At 33.2% G+C, this 19,962-nt stretch carries 25 protein-coding genes and 1 riboswitch; of the genes, 4 read left to right on the top strand and 21 right to left on the bottom strand.

Translation table 11 applies throughout. The features are described 5' to 3' along the window. Window positions 1-14: 14 nt before the first annotated feature. The 7 genes from tig to BG261_RS01425 form a co-directional block, all read right to left on the bottom strand. Entirely contained in the window at window positions 15-1,298 is a 1,284-nt protein-coding gene (gene tig, locus BG261_RS01400; protein WP_070791396.1) for a trigger factor, read from the bottom strand. 127 nt (window positions 1,299-1,425) lie between these two features. Next, window positions 1,426-1,602, bottom strand: coding sequence for a DNA-directed RNA polymerase subunit beta (locus BG261_RS11085; RefSeq protein WP_075201830.1), 177 nt, complete (start codon window positions 1,600-1,602; stop codon window positions 1,426-1,428). 29 nt (window positions 1,603-1,631) lie between these two features. Then, on the bottom strand, window positions 1,632-2,909 hold the full coding sequence (gene murA, locus BG261_RS01405) for a UDP-N-acetylglucosamine 1-carboxyvinyltransferase (protein ID WP_070791397.1): 1,278 nt from the start codon (window positions 2,907-2,909) through the stop codon (window positions 1,632-1,634). A gap of 76 nt (window positions 2,910-2,985) precedes the next feature. Beyond that, window positions 2,986-3,759 (bottom strand): inositol monophosphatase family protein, encoded by a 774-nt coding sequence (locus BG261_RS01410; RefSeq protein ID WP_083318226.1) that lies wholly within the window; start codon window positions 3,757-3,759, stop codon window positions 2,986-2,988. Continuing rightward, window positions 3,728-4,006, bottom strand: coding sequence for a UPF0223 family protein (locus BG261_RS01415; protein WP_070791398.1), 279 nt, complete (start codon window positions 4,004-4,006; stop codon window positions 3,728-3,730). The genes BG261_RS01410 and BG261_RS01415 overlap by 32 nt, the downstream gene beginning before the upstream one ends. A gap of 26 nt (window positions 4,007-4,032) precedes the next feature. Next, on the bottom strand, window positions 4,033-4,437 hold the full coding sequence (gene spx / locus BG261_RS01420) for a transcriptional regulator Spx (RefSeq protein ID WP_070791399.1): 405 nt from the start codon (window positions 4,435-4,437) through the stop codon (window positions 4,033-4,035). Window positions 4,438-4,537: 100 nt separating this feature from the next. Then, window positions 4,538-5,050 (bottom strand): QueT transporter family protein, encoded by a 513-nt coding sequence (locus BG261_RS01425; protein ID WP_070791400.1) that lies wholly within the window; start codon window positions 5,048-5,050, stop codon window positions 4,538-4,540. Then, window positions 5,048-5,144: riboswitch (PreQ1 riboswitch) on the bottom strand. It overlaps the preceding gene by 3 nt. 28 nt (window positions 5,145-5,172) lie before the next feature. Between BG261_RS01425 and BG261_RS01430 the strand changes: the two genes are divergently transcribed. After that, complete coding sequence (locus tag BG261_RS01430; protein ID WP_070791401.1) at window positions 5,173-5,613, top strand: GtrA family protein; 441 nt, start codon at window positions 5,173-5,175, stop codon at window positions 5,611-5,613. Window positions 5,614-5,653: 40 nt separating this feature from the next. Here BG261_RS01430 and BG261_RS01435 read toward each other — a convergent pair whose 3' ends face one another. The 7 genes from BG261_RS01435 to BG261_RS01465 all read right to left on the bottom strand — a co-directional run bounded on the left by BG261_RS01435 (window position 5,654) and on the right by BG261_RS01465 (window position 13,373). Then, window positions 5,654-6,538, bottom strand: coding sequence for a YihY/virulence factor BrkB family protein (locus tag BG261_RS01435; RefSeq protein WP_233278883.1), 885 nt, complete (start codon window positions 6,536-6,538; stop codon window positions 5,654-5,656). 88 nt (window positions 6,539-6,626) lie between these two features. Then, window positions 6,627-7,481 (bottom strand): methionyl aminopeptidase, encoded by an 855-nt coding sequence (locus BG261_RS01440; protein ID WP_070791402.1) that lies wholly within the window; start codon window positions 7,479-7,481, stop codon window positions 6,627-6,629. 88 nt (window positions 7,482-7,569) lie between these two features. Further along, window positions 7,570-8,067: a GNAT family N-acetyltransferase gene (locus BG261_RS01445; protein ID WP_070791403.1), complete on the bottom strand. Its 498-nt coding sequence runs from the start codon at window positions 8,065-8,067 to the stop codon at window positions 7,570-7,572. A 75-nt stretch (window positions 8,068-8,142) separates the two neighbouring features. Further along, window positions 8,143-8,997: a methionyl aminopeptidase gene (locus BG261_RS01450; RefSeq protein WP_070791404.1), complete on the bottom strand. Its 855-nt coding sequence runs from the start codon at window positions 8,995-8,997 to the stop codon at window positions 8,143-8,145. A 104-nt stretch (window positions 8,998-9,101) separates the two neighbouring features. Beyond that, entirely contained in the window at window positions 9,102-10,553 is a 1,452-nt protein-coding gene (locus tag BG261_RS01455; protein ID WP_070791405.1) for a peptide MFS transporter, read from the bottom strand. A gap of 153 nt (window positions 10,554-10,706) precedes the next feature. Further along, entirely contained in the window at window positions 10,707-12,455 is a 1,749-nt protein-coding gene (locus tag BG261_RS01460) for an ABC transporter ATP-binding protein (RefSeq protein WP_233278885.1), read from the bottom strand. Window positions 12,456-12,515: 60 nt separating this feature from the next. Beyond that, window positions 12,516-13,373, bottom strand: a complete 858-nt coding sequence (locus BG261_RS01465; protein WP_070791407.1) for a MarR family winged helix-turn-helix transcriptional regulator — start codon at window positions 13,371-13,373, stop codon at window positions 12,516-12,518. A 172-nt stretch (window positions 13,374-13,545) separates the two neighbouring features. Here BG261_RS01465 and BG261_RS01470 point away from each other — a divergent pair, with 172 nt between their 5' ends. Continuing rightward, window positions 13,546-13,989, top strand: coding sequence for a flavodoxin (locus BG261_RS01470; RefSeq protein WP_070791408.1), 444 nt, complete (start codon window positions 13,546-13,548; stop codon window positions 13,987-13,989). A 70-nt stretch (window positions 13,990-14,059) separates the two neighbouring features. On the opposite strand, the gene BG261_RS01475 is transcribed toward BG261_RS01470, so the two are convergent. The 7 genes from BG261_RS01475 to BG261_RS01505 all read right to left on the bottom strand — a co-directional run bounded on the left by BG261_RS01475 (window position 14,060) and on the right by BG261_RS01505 (window position 18,371). After that, on the bottom strand, window positions 14,060-14,749 hold the full coding sequence (locus tag BG261_RS01475; protein WP_070791409.1) for a Bax inhibitor-1/YccA family protein: 690 nt from the start codon (window positions 14,747-14,749) through the stop codon (window positions 14,060-14,062). Window positions 14,750-14,867: 118 nt separating this feature from the next. Further along, complete coding sequence (locus tag BG261_RS01480) at window positions 14,868-15,554, bottom strand: Bax inhibitor-1/YccA family protein (protein WP_070791410.1); 687 nt, start codon at window positions 15,552-15,554, stop codon at window positions 14,868-14,870. 54 nt (window positions 15,555-15,608) lie between these two features. Continuing rightward, a complete protein-coding gene (locus BG261_RS01485) occupies window positions 15,609-16,070 on the bottom strand; it encodes a hotdog family protein (protein WP_083318227.1) in 462 nt (153 codons plus the stop codon). A 37-nt stretch (window positions 16,071-16,107) separates the two neighbouring features. Further along, entirely contained in the window at window positions 16,108-16,605 is a 498-nt protein-coding gene (locus tag BG261_RS01490) for an HD domain-containing protein (RefSeq protein WP_070791411.1), read from the bottom strand. A gap of 105 nt (window positions 16,606-16,710) precedes the next feature. Beyond that, window positions 16,711-17,445 carry a TrmH family RNA methyltransferase gene (locus BG261_RS01495; RefSeq protein WP_070791412.1) on the bottom strand — a complete coding sequence of 245 codons (735 nt, stop codon included), beginning with the start codon at window positions 17,443-17,445 and terminating at the stop codon, window positions 16,711-16,713. 85 nt (window positions 17,446-17,530) lie between these two features. Further along, window positions 17,531-17,893: a rhodanese-like domain-containing protein gene (locus BG261_RS01500; protein ID WP_070791413.1), complete on the bottom strand. Its 363-nt coding sequence runs from the start codon at window positions 17,891-17,893 to the stop codon at window positions 17,531-17,533. Beyond that, a complete protein-coding gene (locus BG261_RS01505) occupies window positions 17,883-18,371 on the bottom strand; it encodes a MarR family winged helix-turn-helix transcriptional regulator (RefSeq protein WP_083318228.1) in 489 nt (162 codons plus the stop codon). The genes BG261_RS01500 and BG261_RS01505 overlap by 11 nt, the downstream gene beginning before the upstream one ends. Window positions 18,372-18,618: 247 nt before the next feature. Here BG261_RS01505 and BG261_RS01510 point away from each other — a divergent pair, with 247 nt between their 5' ends. Together BG261_RS01510 and yidC are read left to right on the top strand one after the other, a co-directional pair. Beyond that, window positions 18,619-18,894 (top strand): acylphosphatase, encoded by a 276-nt coding sequence (locus tag BG261_RS01510; RefSeq protein WP_070791415.1) that lies wholly within the window; start codon window positions 18,619-18,621, stop codon window positions 18,892-18,894. 82 nt (window positions 18,895-18,976) lie between these two features. Further along, window positions 18,977-19,912, top strand: a complete 936-nt coding sequence (yidC, locus tag BG261_RS01515) for a membrane protein insertase YidC (protein ID WP_070791416.1) — start codon at window positions 18,977-18,979, stop codon at window positions 19,910-19,912. Window positions 19,913-19,962: the final 50 nt, after the last annotated feature.

The following is a 19,962-nucleotide window of genomic DNA, read 5'->3' on the forward strand; positions in this document are numbered from 1 at the left end:
TAGCCTATTGGCAATTATTTAACTACTGCTGTTTCAGTAATTGAATCAACTGCTTTTTTCATAGCGATATCATGTTTAAGCATATCTTTTGAAAGTAGGCTTTCAACTTGTTCTTTAGGCATGTTGTATTGTTCAGCTAAATCTGAGATTTCTTTGTCAATTTCTTCATCAGTTGTTTCAAAACCTTCTGCAGCAGCGATTGCTTCAATTACTAATCCAGTACGAACGCGTGCATCAGCATCACTTTCATATTGAGCATGTAAATCTTCTTCAGTAGTACCAGTAATTTGATAGTACATTTCAGGAGATACACCTTGTTGTTGCATGTTACCTAAGAATTCATTCATAGCACGGTGTACTTCTTCATGAATCATTTCTTCAGGTAATTCAACGATTTCTGCATTTTCTACTGCTTTTTCAATTGCTGCATTTTCTACTGCTTCATCGTATTGAGCTTCTTTAGCTTTAGCTAATTCTGATTTATATTTTGCTTTCAATTCATCAAGGCTAGCAACTTCTTCATCAATATCTTTAGCTAGTTCATCATCAAGCTCAGGAACTTCTTTAGCTTTTACTTCATGAATAGTTGTAACAAACAATGCAGGTTTTCCAGCTAAATCTTCAGCTTGATATTCTTCTGGGAATGTTACATTAACATCAACAGTTTCACCAGCTTTATGACCAACTAATTGTTCTTCAAAGCCAGGAATAAATTGACCGCTTCCAAGTTCAAGTGAGAAGTTATCAGCTTTACCACCGTCAAATTCAACACCATCAACTGAACCAACAAAATCGATTACAACAGTATCTCCGTCTTCAGCAGCGTCTTCTTTAAGAACTAGCTCAGCAAGATTATTACGTTCACGTTCAATTCTAGCGTTTACTTCTTCGTCAGAAACTTCTTTATCTACGTCAACACTTACTTCAAGGTTTTTGTAATCACCAAGTTTCACTTCTGGTTTTACAACAACATCAGCAGTGATAACCCATTCTTCACCTTTATCCATTGATTTAATATCAATTTTTGGTTGAGCAACAGGTTCGATAGCTACTTCAGAAATAGCTGCTTCATAAGCTTCAGGTAAGATTGCATTCAAAGCTTCTTCGTAAAGAACTTCTTCTCCATACATTTTATCAAATACTGAACGGCTTACTTTACCTTTACGGAATCCAGGTACATTAAGGTTCTTTTTAACACGGTTAAATGCTTTATCTAATCCTTTGTTAATTGTTTCTTGATCAATTGAAAATGTTACAACACCATTATTAGTGCCAGTTTTTTCAAAACTTGCAGTCATTATATAGTTCTCCTTATTATTTATAAATTTCGTGTTTAGACACAAAATTCTTAGCTTACAGCATATAAACAGTATTATACCATTAAACATTGATTTCTTCAATGTTTAATGGTTAAAACAGCACTTATTATTTGAGTTTTCCGATGACTTCTGACCATAAAGATGGTTTTAAAACATCTTTTGCATGTCCATCACCTAAAACACCATAGCCAATCATTAATCCAGCAACTAATGCAAAGATTGATAAAATTACTACAAGTATAATAAGATTTATTCTTGTTCCAAAATATTTAATTACACGCACTGTATTTACCTCTCAGTATCAGCTAGATTTTAGTATCCAGACTCTCTTTCAATATCAGCACCTAACTGGGCTAATTTTCCATGAAAATTATAGTATCCACGGTCTAAATGCTTAAGTTCACCAACAGTTGTTTCACCATCTGCAACCATTCCAAGCAATATCAAAGCCGCTGATGCACGTAAATCTGTTGACTTAACTTCAGCACCTTGAAGTTTTTTTCCACCTTCAATAAGAGCTGTGTTTCTTGTGATATCAACATCCAGACCCATTCTTCTCATTTCCTCTAAATGTTGGAAACGATTTTCAAAAACAGTCTCAACCATTGTACTTTCACCTTCGGCGACCGCCTGAAGGGCAGTCATTTGTGCCTGCATATCTGTAGGAAATCCTGGGTGTGGAATTGTTTTAACCTTGGAAGGTTTTAGATGTTTAGGACCAATGATTCTAATTCCATCTGGCTCTTCAATAACTTCAACACCCATTTCTATCATTTTTGCCAATAGTGGTCGATTGTGTTCACGAATTGCATCCTTAACAAGAACATTGCCTTGTGTCATGGCCGCGGCAATCATAAAAGTTCCCGCTTCAATTCTGTCTTGAACGACTGAATGATTAGCACCGTGCATCTTTTCCACACCTTTGATAATCAAAGTGTCAGTTCCAGCACCTTGAACCTGTGCTCCCATTTTATTTAAAAGATTTGCAAGATCAACAATTTCAGGTTCACGCGCAGCATTTTCAATTGTTGTAGTTCCATCAGCTAGAGTTGCCGCCATCATTAAGTTCTGAGTTGCTCCAACACTTGGGAAATCTAAATAAATATTCGCTCCGTGTAATCGATCTGCTTTTGCTTCAATGTATCCAGCATTTTGATTTATTTCAGCACCCATAGCTTCAAATCCACGTAGATGAAGATCAATTGGACGACTACCAATTGAACATCCTCCAGGCATTGAGACTCTAGATTGACCATTTCTTGCCAATATTGGACCCATTACCACAATAGATGCCCTCATTTTACTTACATACTCATAAGGTGCTTCAATTTCCACTTTTTGAGCAGCTTTACTTTTTACAACTTTGTTCACTTCATCAAACTCTACATCAACATTTAAATGACGAATAACCTCATTCATAGTGAATACATCAGAGAGGATTGGTACATTTGATAACTCAGTTTCTCCCTCGCTAGCCAAGATCAAGGCTGCAAGTAAAGGTAGGACAGCGTTTTTTGCCCCTTCAATTTCTACAGTTCCGTTAAGGTGGGTATTACCACCACGGATTTTTATTTTATCTACATTAGACATCAGACAAAGACTCCACTCTACTAATTTTCCATATATGATTATAACATAATTAACTTAAGGGTCACTTGTTTTTGCTCTAATTAATAAATTCTCTTACCAAAGGTAAATTAGATTTTTCTACAGTAAATACTTTTTCACGACCATCATATTTCGGATTTCCTCCGGATATTGCCTCTGTTACGTAATCAAAAGCTGATAAAATAATGGTACCCGCAGCATAGTCCCAAGGTGATAAATTAGAAAAATACCCACTTATCTTCCCTTCAATTAATTTAGTATATTCTATTCCTGCACTACCCAATATTCTGACTCCAAGTGTGTTCTCTGAGTAATCAAGTAATCCATGATCATTAGTTCTGTACATGTATGAGTTCACACCAATAACAGAATGCATTAAATTTATCTTTGGTTTTTGTAGCTCATCGTTATTCCTAAAAACTTTTTTTCCGTCACCCCAATAAAGATTTTCTTTCATAACATCAAGTATAATACCGAACTTTCCTACACCATTTTCAAAATAAGCAATCATCACCGCAAAATTATCTTTTTGAGAAACAAAATTTGAAGTACCATCAATTGGATCAATTACCCAAACATTACCCTTTGCTATAGAATGTCTTAGGTTATTTTCTTCAGCAAGAATATTATCTTCTGGAAATTTTTTCTTGATACAAGATACTAGTTTATCTTGAACTGATTTGTCCATATTGGTCACTAAATCAGTATGATTTGTTTTTTCATCAATTTCAAGATCATTATGCATGTTTTCTCTTATATATTGACCTGCTTCAATAGTCCAAGCTTTTGCGAGGTCAAGCTTATTTTTCACTTCTGATAAATTGTTTATCACTTGCTTTCACCTCCTGTATGGCACGGTATGTTGAATATCCACTTAGACTTTCAAATTCACGGTCCAATTGTTTTTCTTGCATTTTTGAAGGAACAATTACTTTAAACTTCCTATAAGAATCTAAAAAATCTACCTTTGCTACTTTTCCTTCATAAAATTTTTCCACATGATTAAAAAAAGAGAGCACATCAGTAATTTCCTGCGTGCTCCACGAATAATCAATAGGATAATTGTAATTAGCTTTCATTATAATTAATCCTCTTGCTATTTTTATTAGTCAACCAACTCGGCACGAAATTGAGCATCACGCATTTCTGCACGACGATATTCTCGTGGGAGGAAGGCTCTTATTTCATCTTCATTAAATCCGATTTGCATTTTTTTATCATCAATGATTATTGGGCGTCTTAAAAGACTAGGATGTTCACTTATTAATTCAATCAGTTCATTTAAAGTTAATTCATCAATATCAATGTTTAACTTTTGGAAAACTTTTGAACGTGTCGAAATAATGTCTTCAGTCCCATTTTCAGTTTTTGATAATATTGCTTTTAAATCCTCAGGCGTTATAGGCTGAGTCATTATGTTGTGCTCACGACTTTCAACATCGTGTGCTGCTAGCCAAGCCTTAGCTTTACGACAACTAGTACAACTTGGAGAAATGTATAAGTCAATCACACGAAGCCCTACTTTCTTTTATTTACCTCATTTTAACAAATTTATAGAACAAAAAAAAGACCTAGTTTGATCTTTTTTTCATAAACTTTTATATTTTCTTTTATTTTGTTAAATCAATACGTCTTCCAAGCGCTTCAATCACTACACTACCAATAATCAATGAGATAAATTCACCCATTGCAGTTGTAAACCAAGTTGCAAAGAATGGAAGTCCATATAAAATATGTAATTCTAATGCAATTGTGAACATACTTATAGCAAAGAAAATTGAGAAGTATAAAAATGCTTTATTAATCACTCCTCCAAATAAATGTTCATTCATGAATTTAGAAAAAAGTTTAACTCCTAGTGTAACAAAGACATAAGTTGATGCTGAACCGACTACTGCATCAACTGGTCCAAATACCATCCAGTTTGCGATAACGCAACCTATTGTCACAGAATAGACATACCTCTTATTATAGAAGGCTAAAAAATTAAACATTTCGCTTAATCTAAATTGAATTGCTCCGCTTCCAAGAGAACCTAGAGCTACTGTTACAACAACATATAGCGCAGTCACTATAGCCATTTTTGCAAAAGACACTACATCCATTGACTTATTATTATCCATATATTTCTCCTTTATCGCTTTTTGCGAGTGTAATATGCTTGCCCAAAGGTGAATAAGTGGCAAGGGGTCATAGACCAATAAGTATCTTACCATAAATTTACGAAATTTGGTATAATGCAAGTATGAAAACGATAAAAAAATTCTTTCAGAATGAAGTACTATCCTATTTATTCTTCGGAGTCGCAACAACTCTAATATTTTTTGTTATTAAAATGATTACCTACAAGATGACCAACAGCGGTTTATGGAGTGATATTATCGCTAATACAGTTGCGATCGTCTTCGCGTTTGTAACTAACAAACTTTGGGTTTTTAATACAAAAGAATCCTCTAAAAGCATATGGAGTGAGTTCGTTCAATTCGTTAGTAGTAGATTAGTACTTATGGGACTCTCAGCTCTGGCAAATTGGTACTTTGTTGACAAAAACCCTCAAATCATTACTAATTCCTTTGGAGTCAGTAAAGATACAGCTGTAGCTATTCTTACAATAGTTATTCAATTTTTAACAATTGTTATAAATTATTTGGTAAGTAAATTCTTTGTCTTTCGTAACAAAAAATAAAAGAATGAGTCAAATTGCTCATTCTTTTATTTTTTATCTGTCATCCTTGATCCGGATTAGAAGATGTCGAATTTTCGTTTTGTGTTAACGATTTTATGATGCTAACAATTTCACCGCGTCTTGTTTCAAAACTATCGACGTATAGGCTTTGAACTGATGCATTCATAATCGCTCCAGTTATCAAGACCTTTGCGATGAAAATAAACCATAACATGAGTGCAAAGGTAAGTAAACTACCAACCATTTTAAAGTCCATCATTTTGTTAACATATCGATTGACATAATCACCAAAAATTTTAGTTAAGAAAACTAAAACAAATGTTGAAAAAATTGCACCAGGTAATACATACCTTATTTTTTTCATTTTCACATTTGGAAGTAAAAAATATAAGAGAATTAAGGCTGTAAATACTACAATTGCAACAACTGGTAATGTCATATTATAAAGCATTTCATATATTCTTCTATCAAAATGAATATTATTATATAATGCAGTGAGAATAGTTTGACCAAATGTTAAAACAATAATTGCCAAAGTTATTAAAATAATTATGGCAAAACTACTTGCAAAACCAATAAGCTGACTAACAATAAAATCACGATGCTTATCAACTTTATAAGCTTTATTCATTGCTTTTTGCAATGCTGAAAGACCTTTTGAAAATGTCCAAAATCCTGAAATGATACCTACCCATAACAAACCAGGAGATGGTGTATCAAGGAAACTCTTGATGACAACTTCTACAATGTCATACAACTGTTCTGGTAATAAATCATGAAGCATCTTTAGGACAGAGGTTGAATCAATTTTTAAATAGGGTAGAGCATTCGCAAAGGTCATTAAAATTGGAAACATTGAAAGTAAAAAATAATAAGCTACAGCGATACTAGATAAGTCCATTTCAGCACTCTTATAATAAGTCATAAATGCCTTTACTATCGGTATATTCATTATTTTTTCAAAGAACTTTTGTATCTTATCTACCATATGTGATTAGGAACATTAGGAAATCCTAATAAGTTCCCTCCTCACCTTGACTTGTCAAGATTACTGGACCATCTTTTGTAATTACAAATTGATGTTCATATTGACACGATAGACCACCGTCTAAAGTCTTATGAGCCCATCCTGTTTTGAAGTCGGTATCAATTTCATAGGTACCTGTATTAATCATCGGTTCAATAGTTAAAACCATGCCTTCACGAAGACGAAGGCCTTTTCCTTTAACTCCATAATGAGGTACCATTGGTTCTTCATGCATTGTTGGACCGACACCATGACCAACTAAATCACGAACCACGCCATATCCATGCGCTTCAGCATATTCTTGAATAGCTGAACCAATATCACCCATACGGTTTCCAACGCGTGCTTGTTCAATTCCACGATATAAAGATTCTTTAGTCACATCCATCAAATTTTTCACTTCTTCAGACGGAGTCCCTACTGCATAAGCCCAACAAGAGTCAGCAATTCCACCACGGAATGATTCAGTATATTTTTTCATATCTTGCACGTTATTAAAATCAAGCTTAGAAACATCTAAATCATCACTTGCCATACCAAGTACCATATCGACTTTTATCAAATCACCGTCTTTTAATGTTTGGTGACGTGGAAAAGCATGGGCAACTTCATCATTTAGCGAACAACACGTAGCATATGGATAGTCTTGAATTTCACCATCTACACCAATTTGTAGCGGTAAGAAATTTTCTTCTTTACAACGTTTGCGAACATATTCTTCAATATCCCACATATCAATACCTGGTTTGATGATATCACGCAAACCAATATGAATTGAAGCTAGAAAATCTCCAGCTTTGTCCATTTGTTCAATTTCTCTTGGACTTTTCAAACTAATCATTTATTAAATTACCTCTTCTTTATACAATTAAATTCTATTTATTCTACCACGGTTAAAGCAATATTTCAAAAAAAGCATTAAGAAAAAATTATATAGCAGGGAGCACAGTTTCCATTACTTTCTCTCCACCGTCATCAAGCTCACCATTGAAAGCAAATCCCAAATCTTGATAAATTTTAATGGCACGGTCATTATCATCATAGACACTCAAATAAACTTTTTTCCCAGGAAATTTCACAGCAAGCAAAGCTAACGAATCAGCTACTAGCCTCTTACCATAGCCCATCGATTGAAAATTTTTGTCAACCAATATTCGGTCCAACCACAATCTATCCGAGGTCGAAAGCATATGCCCATACATAATAAAGCCAATCATATCCTCTCCCTCATATACTGCCATAGGTTGCCAGAATGAAGTTTTTTCACCTTTTTCCCTTCTCTCCTTGTAGAAAAGAGTCATTTCATCTGCTTCATTTAAACAATCTTCAACAGATTCTATGAAATTTATTTGTTCATCAAACGGCCTAATTTTTAATACCTGTTCACGATTACTATCGTCTACATTTTCAAATCTCAGTCTATCCATTTTATTACCTCAAAAATATAACTTACAAGAACTAGTTAAATATAATCATTTTATTAATTTTTCTTACTACTTAAATTAATATGTACCTTCTTGACCTTGACTTGTCAGTATTACAGGTCCGTCTTTTGTAATTACAAATTGATGCTCATATTGACAAGATAACCCCCCGTCAAGAGTTGAGAACCCCCAACCTGTCTTCCTATCTTCTTTTAATTTATAGGTTCCTGTATTGACCATTGGTTCAATAGTCAATACCATCCCTTCACGCAAGCGAACTCCACGTCCTTTTATACCGTAAGCAGGAACATCGGGTTTTTCATGCATTGTTGGTCCAACACCATGTCCTACTAAATCTCGAACTACTTGATAACCTTTGGACTCAACATACTCTTGAATAGCAGCCCCAATATCACCAATACGGTTACCTACACGCGCTTGTTCAATACCAATGTACATAGATTCCTTTGTAACATCCATTAATCTTTTAACTTGATTACTCACATCTCCTACTGCATATGCCCAACATGAATCAGCGATTGCTCCTCGAAAACTCTCTGTATACTTTTTCATAAGTTCAACATTATTAAAATCAAGTTTACTAACATCGATATTAGAACTTGCCTTACCAAGAACCATATCCACTTTGATTAAGTCACCATCTTTTAAAACTTTATGACGGGGAAATGCATGAGCTACTTCATTATTTAATGAACAACATGTAGCATAGGGATAATCCATAATTTCACCTTCTACACCAATCTGCAAAGGTAAATAATTTTCTTCCTTACAACGCTTGCGGACATATTCTTCAATATCCCACATATCAATACCAGATTTTATTATGTCACGTAAACCTATATGAATTGAAGCTAAGAAATCTCCTGCTTCTTTCATTTGAGAAATTTCTCTTTCACTTTTTAAAGTTATCATTTTTTTCACTCTCCTAGAACTGTTAATTTATTCTACCACCATTACAAATCATTATCAAAAAAGGTTTCCTGACGGAAACCTTTTTCTTATTATTAATGGTCTTGCTATCTAATATTTCCCATTAATTTTTCAATTGTTTTAGAAGTTAAGAATACAATTACACCAAATACCAATGTAATCAATCCTAAAATAATGAAGTATGGAACTTCAGTTTTAGCTGAGTAAAGTTGAACAACTTGAGCGTTCAAGGCTGACCCAACAGCAGAAGTTAAGAACCACATACCCATCATTTGAGCAGTAAATGCTTTTGGTGCAAGTTTTGTAGTTACTGATAAACCAATTGGAGAAATCAGCATCTCACCTACAATAATCAATGCCCAAGAAGCAACTAACCAAAACGGACCAACTTTTACACTAGTACCATATAAAATACCAGGAACTGCCATAATTAAAAATGATAGAGCAGTGAAGAATAGTCCGATTGCAAATTTAACTGGTGAACTAGGTTGTTTATTACCTAATTTAGTCCATAATACAGCAAATAACGGAACATACAACATAATAAACAAAGGATTTAAACTTTGGAAATATGATGCATGGAACCAGCTTGGATAGTTAACTCGTTCTGCAGCAAATGTTGCAAGAACGATTGAACCTTGTTCTTCCAATGCCCAGAATATAACTGCTGAGATAAATAGTGGAATATATGCAAGAACGTGGGATTTTTCTTCTTTTGTAGTTTTGTCAGAACGATACATCATGACAAAGTAATAAACTGGAATAATAACTGCAAAAATAGTTAACAGATTAATAAACAAATTAAGTGTTAAAACTTTAAATGCCGCTAATAGACCAAATAAAACTACAGTCGCAAGAGTCCCAGCAATTACTTTACTATAGAAGCTTCTTTTCTCAGAAGCATCCATTGGATTTACTGGTTTAAGACCTTCAGCAGGTAAATACTTATTACCATCGAAGTAGTATTGAAGTAAACCAAAGAACATACCTACAGCAGCAATCGAGAATGCCACATGATAGTTCCATTCACCTTGTGCCCAACCAACTACGATTGGCGCTAAGAAACTTCCAAGATTGATACCGAAAACAAAGATTGAGAAACCTGAATCACGTCTTGGATCTTCTGGTGAATAAAGTTCACCAACCAAGCTTGAAACGTTTGGTTTAAGAAGTCCAGTACCCGCAATGATTAATGCCATAGAGACAAATAGCGCAGGTGCTCCAAACGGTGTCGCAAGAGCGATATGTCCAAACATGATGAGTACTCCACCCCAGAAGACAGCTTTTCTTTGTCCAATGAGACGGTCAGCTATAAAGCCTCCACCCATACCAGTAAGGTACACCAAACTTGAGTATATAGCCATGATTGATGCTGCAGCAGTTTTAGGAATATTTAATTCTCCGCCGTCAATCATCCACCACATGTAATAAAGCAAGATTGCTTTCATACCATAGTAAGAGAATCTCTCCCACATTTCCGTAAAGAATAAGGTCTGCAAGCCTCTCGGCTGACCTAAAAATTCTTTGTTAGAATTCATTAATAAATTACCTTCCATTCTAAATAGCCTAACTATTTTATCATATATTTGGAAAAAATTCAAAAGTAAAAATAATTAATTTATTTATTATTTTCTGTTAATTTCATGTAAAAGAAAGGAGCTTTTTCAAGCTCCCACAAAAAAGTAATTTTATTAAATCAATTGTTCACTTACATATTTTTGATAAAGTTCATGATTTGCTAGTAATTGGCTGTGGCTACCACTACCTGTTATATGACCATGATCCACAAAATAGATATTATCGGCATCAACAATTGTTGAAAGTCTGTGAGCAATGACAAGAGTTGTACGACCCTTCATAAGGTTAGTTAGAGCCTTTTGTACCATTCCTTCACTCTCAGAATCAAGACTCGCTGTTGCTTCATCAAGCATGAGAATCTTAGGATTTCTCAAAAATGCGCGTGCAATTGCTAAACGTTGACGTTGCCCACCAGAAATTTTAACACCACGTTCACCTACTTGTGTATCTAATTGATTATCCATTTCTTTTACAAAAGTTTTTGCAAATGCTAGATCAAGTACATCCCATAACTCATCATCAGATACTTTTCGGTCAAGACCATAAGTTAAGTTATCTCTAATTGTTCCAGCTAGAATTGCTGAATCTTGACTTACGAAACCTATTTGTTCACGATAACCACCTAGTTTAATATCATCAATATTTGTTTCATCAAATTTTATTGCACCGCTTGTTGGTTCATAAAAACGTTCAAGCAAACTGAATATGGTAGATTTACCACCACCACTTGGCCCAGCAAAGGCGATAACCTGATTAGGTTTAGCTTCAAATGAAACATCAGTTAATATTGGAGAGTCTTCTTCATAAGAAAAATCAATATTTTCTACCTTAAGCATTTTACCTGAAAGATCCATATCTTTTCCATGGTTAAAGTCTTCTTCATCTTCATTTAGAAGTTCACGAACGCGAGCAGTTGATCCTGCTGCTTTACCTATCTCACTAAAGAGCATAGCAACCATAGGTACAGCGCCAATTAGGTTAAACATATACATTAAGAAACTCATTAAAGTTCCCATTGTCATGGCACCAGTAGCAACACGATGAATACCAAAAGTCAAAAGACCAAAGATCATACCCATCATCAGCATCATCATAATTGGTTGCATAGAAGAATCAAATATTGCTTCCTTTAAACCAATTTTATATAATTTATCAATTTCCTCATCTGCTTGTTCACTTGCTTGTTTTTCAGCATTTGAACTTTTAACCAAACGAATTGCCCCTAAAGACTCTGTGATATTACCATTGAAACTTGCAAGTGCATCTTGTCTAGAATGGGCAATTCTTTGTCCAAATACCATGATAGGAGCAATAAGAATTGTTGCAATTGGAACAACAACAACCATTGCTACGGTCATTTGCCAATCCATCTTGAACATCATTATTACACTACCCAAAATAAGTAAGATACTTGAAAGTGTTTTAGGGAAAGTACCTGCTAAAAGTTCTTTGACCTGAGAAGAATCACTTACTAAGCGGCTTGCCATTTCTCCTGCTTTTACTTCATCAAAATATTTAACTTTTAAACGAACCATTTTATTCCAAATCTTTTTACGAAGATTTTGAACTACATTTTCACCAAAAATCCCAAGCATCGTACCTGATACTACAGACAAAATTGCTGAAAGTACAAATAATCCAACAACTTTTGCAAGCATTACATAGTCAACACCCGATGAAAAATTATTAATCAGACTTTGTGCAACTTTTGGAACAAATAATTGGATTATAGTTCCTAGAACACCAACTAGAACACCAGCAATTAACATGAAATATTTTGGATGGGCAATATTAATAAGCCCAATAAAATCTTTCATCTTGAATTTTTCTCTTTTAAAATCATTTGTTCGTGTGTCAGACATTGGTTGTCCTCCACCGTAACCTCTTTCAGCCATTTTATTCTACCTCTATTTAATTAGTTATTATTCTTCTATATCATCGTCATCTTTAGTAGATTGTTTACCAAAGCCACCAAACATTGCAGCAAATTTTTTCATTGAATCTTCAAAAGACTCATCGTTTCGCATTGAACGACGTTCATCATTTGCCATTTTTCTCATGTATTTACGCATGTCATTTTCACTTAAATCTTTATCATTCATATTTTCAAAGAAGTTCATAAAGTCTTTTTCATTCATATTAAAACCATGTTGTCCTCTACCAAAATCTGAATGATTATGGTGATCATGTTGTTCATGATGGTGGTGTGTATGTTCCATATCTTGGAAGTTACGACCTCCTCCAAAATTAGGCATTCCACCACGACCAAATGGTCCTTGTCCAAAATGTTCATGAATTCCACCATGGAAGTTGAAGAAGTTTGATTCAAAATCTTCTGAAGTATTTTCAGAAATAATACGTTTTAATATTGCAATTAAATTTGATTTTTCTTCTTCACTTAGAAAATCAAATAATTCTTCTGAAATTTCATCTTGATGATTTTTTTGTCCTTCTTCTAATTCACGACCTTTCTCAGTTAAAAAGATTCTAGTAACTCTTTTATCTTGTTCGTCTTGGACACGTTTAATCATTTCTTTCTTATCAAGCTTTTTAACCATATTTGTAACACTTGACGGTTTAACATCCAATTTTTCAGCAATCTCTGAGTTTGTTAAGCCATCTTCTTCCCATAATAGAAAAAGTAGTGATCTTGCTCCTTGACGATTTCCATTTTCTCTCATTCTTTGTTGCATCATATTACCACGGAGTGCAAACATCATTTTAGGATTTCCAACTACTTGTGAAAATAAATCTAATAATTCATTCGTTTCTTTACTCATTATTTATACCTCGATTGTTTTTGTTTTTAGTTAGTTTCATTTATATTTATCTAACAAAATAAATTATATTCTTTTTATTTAGTTTGTCAAGGGTAAAACTAAATTCTTTTTTCTTTTATTTTTCTTTATTCCTTGCTATAATTCGATTATAAATAAATAGGAGGATTTTATTTTGGCAACTGCTAAAATCGTATATGCAAGTATGACAGGTAACACAGAAGAAATCGCTGATATCGTCTGTGAAGCTTTAGAAAATAAAGGAATCGAAGTTGAAATGGACGAATGTACAAGCGTTGATGCAGAAGACTTTTTAGACTTTGATATTAATATTGTGGCAACTTATACTTATGGTGATGGGGAATTACCAGATGAAATCGTTGATTTCTATGAAGATCTCCAAGATCTTGATTTATCAGGTAAAATTTACGGTGTGGTTGGATCAGGAGATACTTTCTATGATGAATTCTGTAAATCAGTTGATGATTTTGATGCTGCTTTCGCTGAATGTAATGCTACTAAAGGTTCTGAGAGTGTTAAAGTTGACCTTGCAGCCGAAGAAGATGACATTGTTGCACTTGAAAACTTTGTCGATGAGCTTACTTCTAAGCTTGCTTAATAAAATTAAAAAAGAGTCCGCTTGGGCTCTTTTGTTTTGTTAAAAATTTGTCATTAATAGAGATATGTTATTAATGACTATTATTATTACTATTTTTGCTTGTAATACGTAAAATATTAGTAAATATATTAATGAAGTCTAGATAAACACTTAAGGCAAGATTTATTTCTTCTCCTCTTGTAACATCTCCATATGACCTATCATATACATTTTTAATTCTTTGATTATCATAGGCAATTAATATTGAAAATATTATTACACTTGCAAGGCTAATAATTAAGTCAAATGTCGATCCACCAGTAAATATATATATAATACTAGCAATTATCACACCTAAAAGTCCTGCTCGTGCTGCTTTTCCAGCTCCTGTTAAACTTCTTTTCGTTAGAGTTCCATAAATTGCTAACCCAAAGAACATAATAGCTGCAATAATGAAAGCAATTGTTATAGAGTTTGGATCATAATAAATCAAGCTAAAACTTAAGGTAAAGCCATTGAGTGCTGAATAAAAAATAAAACCAGGTAATGCAGTACTACTATTGTTACTTGTAAATCTACCTAGAACATATACTGTTATCAACTCTATTACCCATGTAACAGGTAACACCCAGTAGTTATTTTGCAAAATATTCATCATTGTATTGCCAAAATAATTAATCATTATAAACGATACTAACGAACTAATTAATAAACCAAAACCCATAATCATATATATGTGTGAATAGAAAGAATTTGCACTTACTCTATCACTATTTTTCATATTAAAATATACCTCCTAAGTTTTATATTCATTCTATCACACAAATACTTTTTTAAAAGTTTATATGATATATAAACGAAAAAAGAACCTCCATAGAAGTTCTTTTTTATGTAATTTATTAATCTTTACTACCAAAAATTCTTAATAGACTTAAGAATAAGTTAATGAAATCTAAGTAAAGACTAAGTGCTAGATTAATTGCTTGGCCACTTGTAACTTCGCCTTGCATACCATTATAAACATTCTTAATAGCTTGATTATCGTAAGCTATTAATCCTGAGAAGATAAGAACTCCGGCAATGCTGATAACAAGGTTGAATACTCCACCACCAGTAAAAATAAAGATGATGCTTGCTACAATAAGACCAAGTAATCCAGCGCGTGCTGCTTTACCAATACCTGTTAAGCTTTGTTTTGTCCTACTACCATAGAAAGCTAATGCAAAGAACATAACTGCTGCAACTACAAAGGCTTGAGTCACAGAACCTAAGTCATAATAGGCCAAAGTGAAACTTATGGTAAATCCGTTGAGTGCTGAGTAGAAAATGAAACCTGGTAAAGCCATTGCCCCATCTTTACTCGCGCTACTACTAAGAACAAATACTGTAATTAATTCAATCACCCAAGTTACTGGTAATATCCAGCCATGATTATTTATAATATTCACGACGTTAGCCTGAAAAACTGTTAAAGTTAAAAATGATACGATTGCACTAATTGAAATTCCTAAGCCTAAAAGTGAATAAACACGAGCGTAGAAATCATTAAGAGAAAATCGTCTTTCATCAATAATTTGATTATTCATAATAAATCCTCCTATAAATAAAATATTAAATTTTCTAATAAACTCTGATATTGGCTATTCTTCAATTACTATTTCATTCTCTCCTGGTGGTGTTACAAGAAGAATTGCATCTCCAACACGCATGTCACCACGAGTAACTTCTACATTAATTGTTACCAAATCCTTGTTAGTATCGATTTTAATAACTTCGAAATCAAATTTCAAAGTATCACCCCTAAATATTTTTTCAGAAATATTAAAGGTAACATTGACTACGTTACTTCCTGGGCCTGGTAGATACTTACTTACAGTACTAGTCATAATACCAAAAATCAAAGTTGTAGGAACTAATGGCTTTTTCAATCCAATTTCCTTAACATAATCATACTGTAAAAACAGCGGGTTGTCATCAGTCGTTAGACCTAAGTAAAGTAAAATTTCTCTTTCACTTATTTTCTCAGTTAAACTAAAGGTCTCCCCTTCTTGAATTTCGGAAATAGTCTTTCCAATTTTAATATCTTTATTTCTCAGGTTCACGTAATATTTCTCCTAAATAATTAAACTTCTATATTTATTAATGTGCCGAACGATTTCTAAACGCGCGCCATTTATAGGCAACAGGTGTCGAACTTTCTTTGATGGCACAGTACTTATCAACCATTGTAACAACAAAACTTTCCTTGTACTTTGGTGGTGCAACAGTAGCTCCCCACATATGCTTAATGATAATATCCTTTTCAAGCTCAGAAAGCTCAGTTAACTTAAGAGCATTTTCATAGGCAATCCTTGGATGCACATACGCGTGACTTCCTTCTTCAAATTTTGTATCACGCCAGTCATAGTAAAAAAGATCATGCAGAAGACCAGCTCTTGCAACTTCTCTTGATTTCATACCAAATTTTTTTGCAATTCGATAACTATTATAGCTTACATTCAATGAATGAATAAGTCTAGTTGTATGGTGGTGGTGCACAATTTCATCTAATTTTTGTACCTCGGGACGATCAATCAAATCAGATATCAGTTCCAAATACTCTTCGTCTTGTTCCCATGGCTTATCATAAAATGTCATTTATCTACCTCTTTTTTTGTCACTATGTATATTATATCACTTTTTTTATTCAAATTTTCAGAATATGACTTAATAATACAAATCTTAGCTAAAAGAAAACTAAATCTAGATAAAATTAAAAATTAATATTCCACCAGCAATCGCTACATTCAGACTTTCAGCTTGACCTGGCATGTCAATATGGACTAACACATCAGCCTCATTCTTAGTTAATTGCGAAATTCCCTGCCCCTCATTTCCAAGCACAAGAGCAATTCCAGACTTTTGCTCTACTTCTTTGTAAGAAATTGATTCATCAGATAAGGTAGATGCTAAAACGCTAATTTTCAATTCTTTTAATTTTTTATATAGCTCAGATAAATCAACTGAATAAACTGGAAGATGATAATTACTTCCTTGCATACTTCTCATAACTTTTGGACTATAGACATCAGCACAGTCTCTTGATAAGAAAACTGCATCAAATCCACCTGCATCAGCAGTTCTAATGAGAGTTCCCACATTGCCTGGATCTTGAACACCGTCAAGAACCAAAATTTTATTTAAATTAATTTTTTCATAATCTAAATCGTTATTCATTTTTACAACAGCAACTAATCCTTGTGGTGTCTTACTGTCAGTAATGAAATTTAAAACTTCCTGCGTTACAATGATAGCCTCTGGAAATTTAGCTGCGAATTCTTCTGTAACAAATGTTTCTAATATTTCTGCTCCTGAACGACTAGCTTCCTCAAAAAGATGAAATCCCTCTATTAAGTATGTATCTTTACGATATTTTTTTTGCAATAATTTCTTAGCAGATTTTACTGCCTTATTCTCTTTTGATCTAATAATATTCATATAAGTAAAATTATAAGAAAAAATTTAACTTTTTACAATGTATATGACCATACAAAAAATGACCACATATGGTCATTAGAGCTAATTATTTTATTTCTTCCATTGGTAAGTTCATACCCTTCCATCCTTCAAGAGCACATGATAATTCAAATGCCTTAAAACCATTTGTTAATAAAATCAACAAAGCTTGTTTACCAAGGGTTGTACCCGCTGTCCAATCATACACCACGTAGGTTTTATCCTTATCAAGCTTATCTAGTGAACTAGACAAATCTTTTGCTGCAATAGCTTTAGCACTTTTGATTTGTTCTTTTTTAACTTGAACAGGTGCATTTCTTACATCAAGAATTACATATGGAGAATCAGGTCCTGCAACTTCTAATACTTCTTGATGTCCAATATATAAGCTTAGGTATGTTTCTAAAAATTCTATTTTTTTATTGTTCATTTAATTCATTCTCCATTATTTTTAATTTTTCTTTGTTATTTTCTAATTTCTCAAGCAATTGAGCAAAGTTTTCAAGTTCCTTTTCACTAAAATTCGAAAATAATTGATCAACAGCTTTATAGTTATAGGGTAAAAAATACTTTAATTTCTTTAGTCCCTCTTCTGTTAGTTTTATATAAGTAGAACGCTTATCAGTTTTTGAAGGAATTTTTTCAATTAAATTTTTTTCTTCCATCTTTTTCAAAATTTTACTGATTGTGGCCTTAGAAACACCTAATCTTTCAGCTAATTCACTTGAAAGTAATTGATTTTCTTCCGCTCGACTTAAGTACATCATAATTACAAATCGTGATTCGCTTAAGTCAAAATGTTCTAAAATTTTATTATAGTTTTTTTCTACTTCTCTAAAAGTCCACTGCAATTTCAAATATGCAGTTACAGAATTGGGATTAATGTCATAGTCAAATCCCTTTGCCATTGACTGAATCCTATCGTCATCTGGTCTATCTATAAAGTTAAATTTTTCGATAATATCACTTCCTCACCATTTTAGTTTGCTAGCTAACTAAAATCATTATAATCAAAGTTTATTACTAAGTCAATAAATTGGATTTTATTTTTGTTATTAAAACTAGTAAAAATTATTAGAAATAAAATGTTATACTTGTAGTAGTTTTAAATAGAAATTGTTATTTATACTCTTATCTTATAAGGAGAGGATTAAAATGTTAAAAATGAGATTTATCGTTTCTGGACGTGTACAGGGAGTAGGCTTTCGTTGGGGGACAATGACTCTAGCAAAAGAAATTGGTATTAAAGGACGTGTCTGGAATAATAATGATGGTACTGTGGAGATCCTAGCTCAGTCTGACTCAGCTAGTAAGCTAATTATTTTTGAACAAAAACTACGTAAAGGTCCTACTCAATTTGCTCGAGTTGACTATCTAGATAAAACAACTGCAAACTTTGATGATTTTAATGATTTTCAAATGGCAAATTAACCTCAGTCTTTGGGCTTATTGAAAAAAGACCGTATTTACTGTATAATTACACGGTCTATAAAAATTAGGAGAACTTATTATATTGAAAAAAACATTTAGAAGAATTCTATATTCAGGATTCACTTTATCAGCCCTTTTACTATTGACAGGCTGTGTCCAAACTAAAAATGGTCAACCTACTGGTAATGGATGGGTATATAACTTATTAGTTAAACCAATGTCTTCTATTATTGAATACTTTGCCAATAATCTTGGTTGGGGATATGGATTTGCAATCATTGGTGTCACTATCATTGTTCGCTTGCTTATCTTACCACTTGGTCTTAATCAGGCATATAAAGCAAGTTATCAACAAGAAAAAATGGCTTACTTGAAACCCGTTCTTCAACCAATACAAGATAAGATGAAGAATGCTACAACACCTGAAGCAAAAATGGCTGCACAACAAGAATTAATGCAAGTTCAAAAAGATAATGGTGTCAGCATGTTTGGTGGTATCGGATGTCTTCCATTATTAATTCAAATGCCATTCTTCTCAGCCTTATTCTATGCTGCAAGATACACACCAGGTATTGATCAAGCTACTTTCTTCGGAATGAATCTTGGTCAAAGAAGTTTAGTACTTGTAGGTCTTGCCGGAGTCCTTTATTTAATTCAATCATATCTTTCTACTATTGGTATGCCAGAAGAACAAAAAGCACAAATGAAGAGCATGATGATTATGAGTCCTCTTATGATTGTATTCATGTCATTATCTTCTCCAGCTGGTGTAACTCTATATTGGGTAGTCGGTGGTTTATTTGGTATCATTCAACAATTAATCACTACTTTTATGATTAAACCAAGTCTTAAAAAACGTATCGACCGTGAATTTGAAGAAAATCCTCCAGTCGTAAATACAAAAGATATCAAAGATGTAACTCCGAAACAAGCAAATGTTCTCGTTCAAGAAAACATGAAAAAAAATCTAGGTAAAAATAACGGTCGAAATGCCGGTAAACAAAATAAAAATAAATAAACATCTTATTTTTAAAAAAATGGGCTCTTTGTCAACTGTTGTGGGTGTAT

The organism is Floricoccus tropicus (genome assembly GCF_001832905.1).
GTDB classification, from domain to species: Bacteria; Bacillota; Bacilli; order Lactobacillales; family Streptococcaceae; genus Floricoccus; species Floricoccus tropicus.

Bases quoted from the DNA above. Each gene is read 5' to 3' on its own strand.
- tig (WP_070791396.1), bottom strand. From the start codon at position 1,298: ATGACTGCAAGTTTTGAAAAAACTGGCACTAATAATGGTGTTGTAACA.
- BG261_RS01475 (WP_070791409.1), bottom strand. From the start codon at position 14,749: ATGAAAAATAGTGATAGAGTAAGTGCAAATTCTTTCTATTCACACATA.
- BG261_RS01430 (WP_070791401.1), top strand. From the start codon at position 5,173: ATGAAAACGATAAAAAAATTCTTTCAGAATGAAGTACTATCCTATTTA.
- BG261_RS01495 (WP_070791412.1), bottom strand. From the start codon at position 17,445: ATGAATATTATTAGATCAAAAGAGAATAAGGCAGTAAAATCTGCTAAG.
- BG261_RS01465 (WP_070791407.1), bottom strand. From the start codon at position 13,373: ATGAGTAAAGAAACGAATGAATTATTAGATTTATTTTCACAAGTAGTT.
- BG261_RS01505 (WP_083318228.1), bottom strand. From the start codon at position 18,371: ATGGCAAAGGGATTTGACTATGACATTAATCCCAATTCTGTAACTGCA.
- BG261_RS01490 (WP_070791411.1), bottom strand. From the start codon at position 16,605: ATGACATTTTATGATAAGCCATGGGAACAAGACGAAGAGTATTTGGAA.
- BG261_RS01480 (WP_070791410.1), bottom strand. From the start codon at position 15,554: ATGAATAATCAAATTATTGATGAAAGACGATTTTCTCTTAATGATTTC.
- BG261_RS01455 (WP_070791405.1), bottom strand. From the start codon at position 10,553: ATGAATTCTAACAAAGAATTTTTAGGTCAGCCGAGAGGCTTGCAGACC.
- BG261_RS01415 (WP_070791398.1), bottom strand. From the start codon at position 4,006: ATGAAAGCTAATTACAATTATCCTATTGATTATTCGTGGAGCACGCAG.
- BG261_RS01445 (WP_070791403.1), bottom strand. From the start codon at position 8,067: ATGGATAGACTGAGATTTGAAAATGTAGACGATAGTAATCGTGAACAG.
- murA (WP_070791397.1), bottom strand. From the start codon at position 2,909: ATGTCTAATGTAGATAAAATAAAAATCCGTGGTGGTAATACCCACCTT.
- BG261_RS01450 (WP_070791404.1), bottom strand. From the start codon at position 8,997: ATGATAACTTTAAAAAGTGAAAGAGAAATTTCTCAAATGAAAGAAGCA.
- BG261_RS01435 (WP_233278883.1), bottom strand. From the start codon at position 6,538: ATGACTTATTATAAGAGTGCTGAAATGGACTTATCTAGTATCGCTGTA.
- BG261_RS01425 (WP_070791400.1), bottom strand. From the start codon at position 5,050: ATGGATAATAATAAGTCAATGGATGTAGTGTCTTTTGCAAAAATGGCT.
- BG261_RS01510 (WP_070791415.1), top strand. From the start codon at position 18,619: ATGTTAAAAATGAGATTTATCGTTTCTGGACGTGTACAGGGAGTAGGC.
- BG261_RS01500 (WP_070791413.1), bottom strand. From the start codon at position 17,893: ATGAACAATAAAAAAATAGAATTTTTAGAAACATACCTAAGCTTATAT.
- BG261_RS01440 (WP_070791402.1), bottom strand. From the start codon at position 7,481: ATGATTAGTTTGAAAAGTCCAAGAGAAATTGAACAAATGGACAAAGCT.
- BG261_RS01460 (WP_233278885.1), bottom strand. From the start codon at position 12,455: ATGTCTGACACACGAACAAATGATTTTAAAAGAGAAAAATTCAAGATG.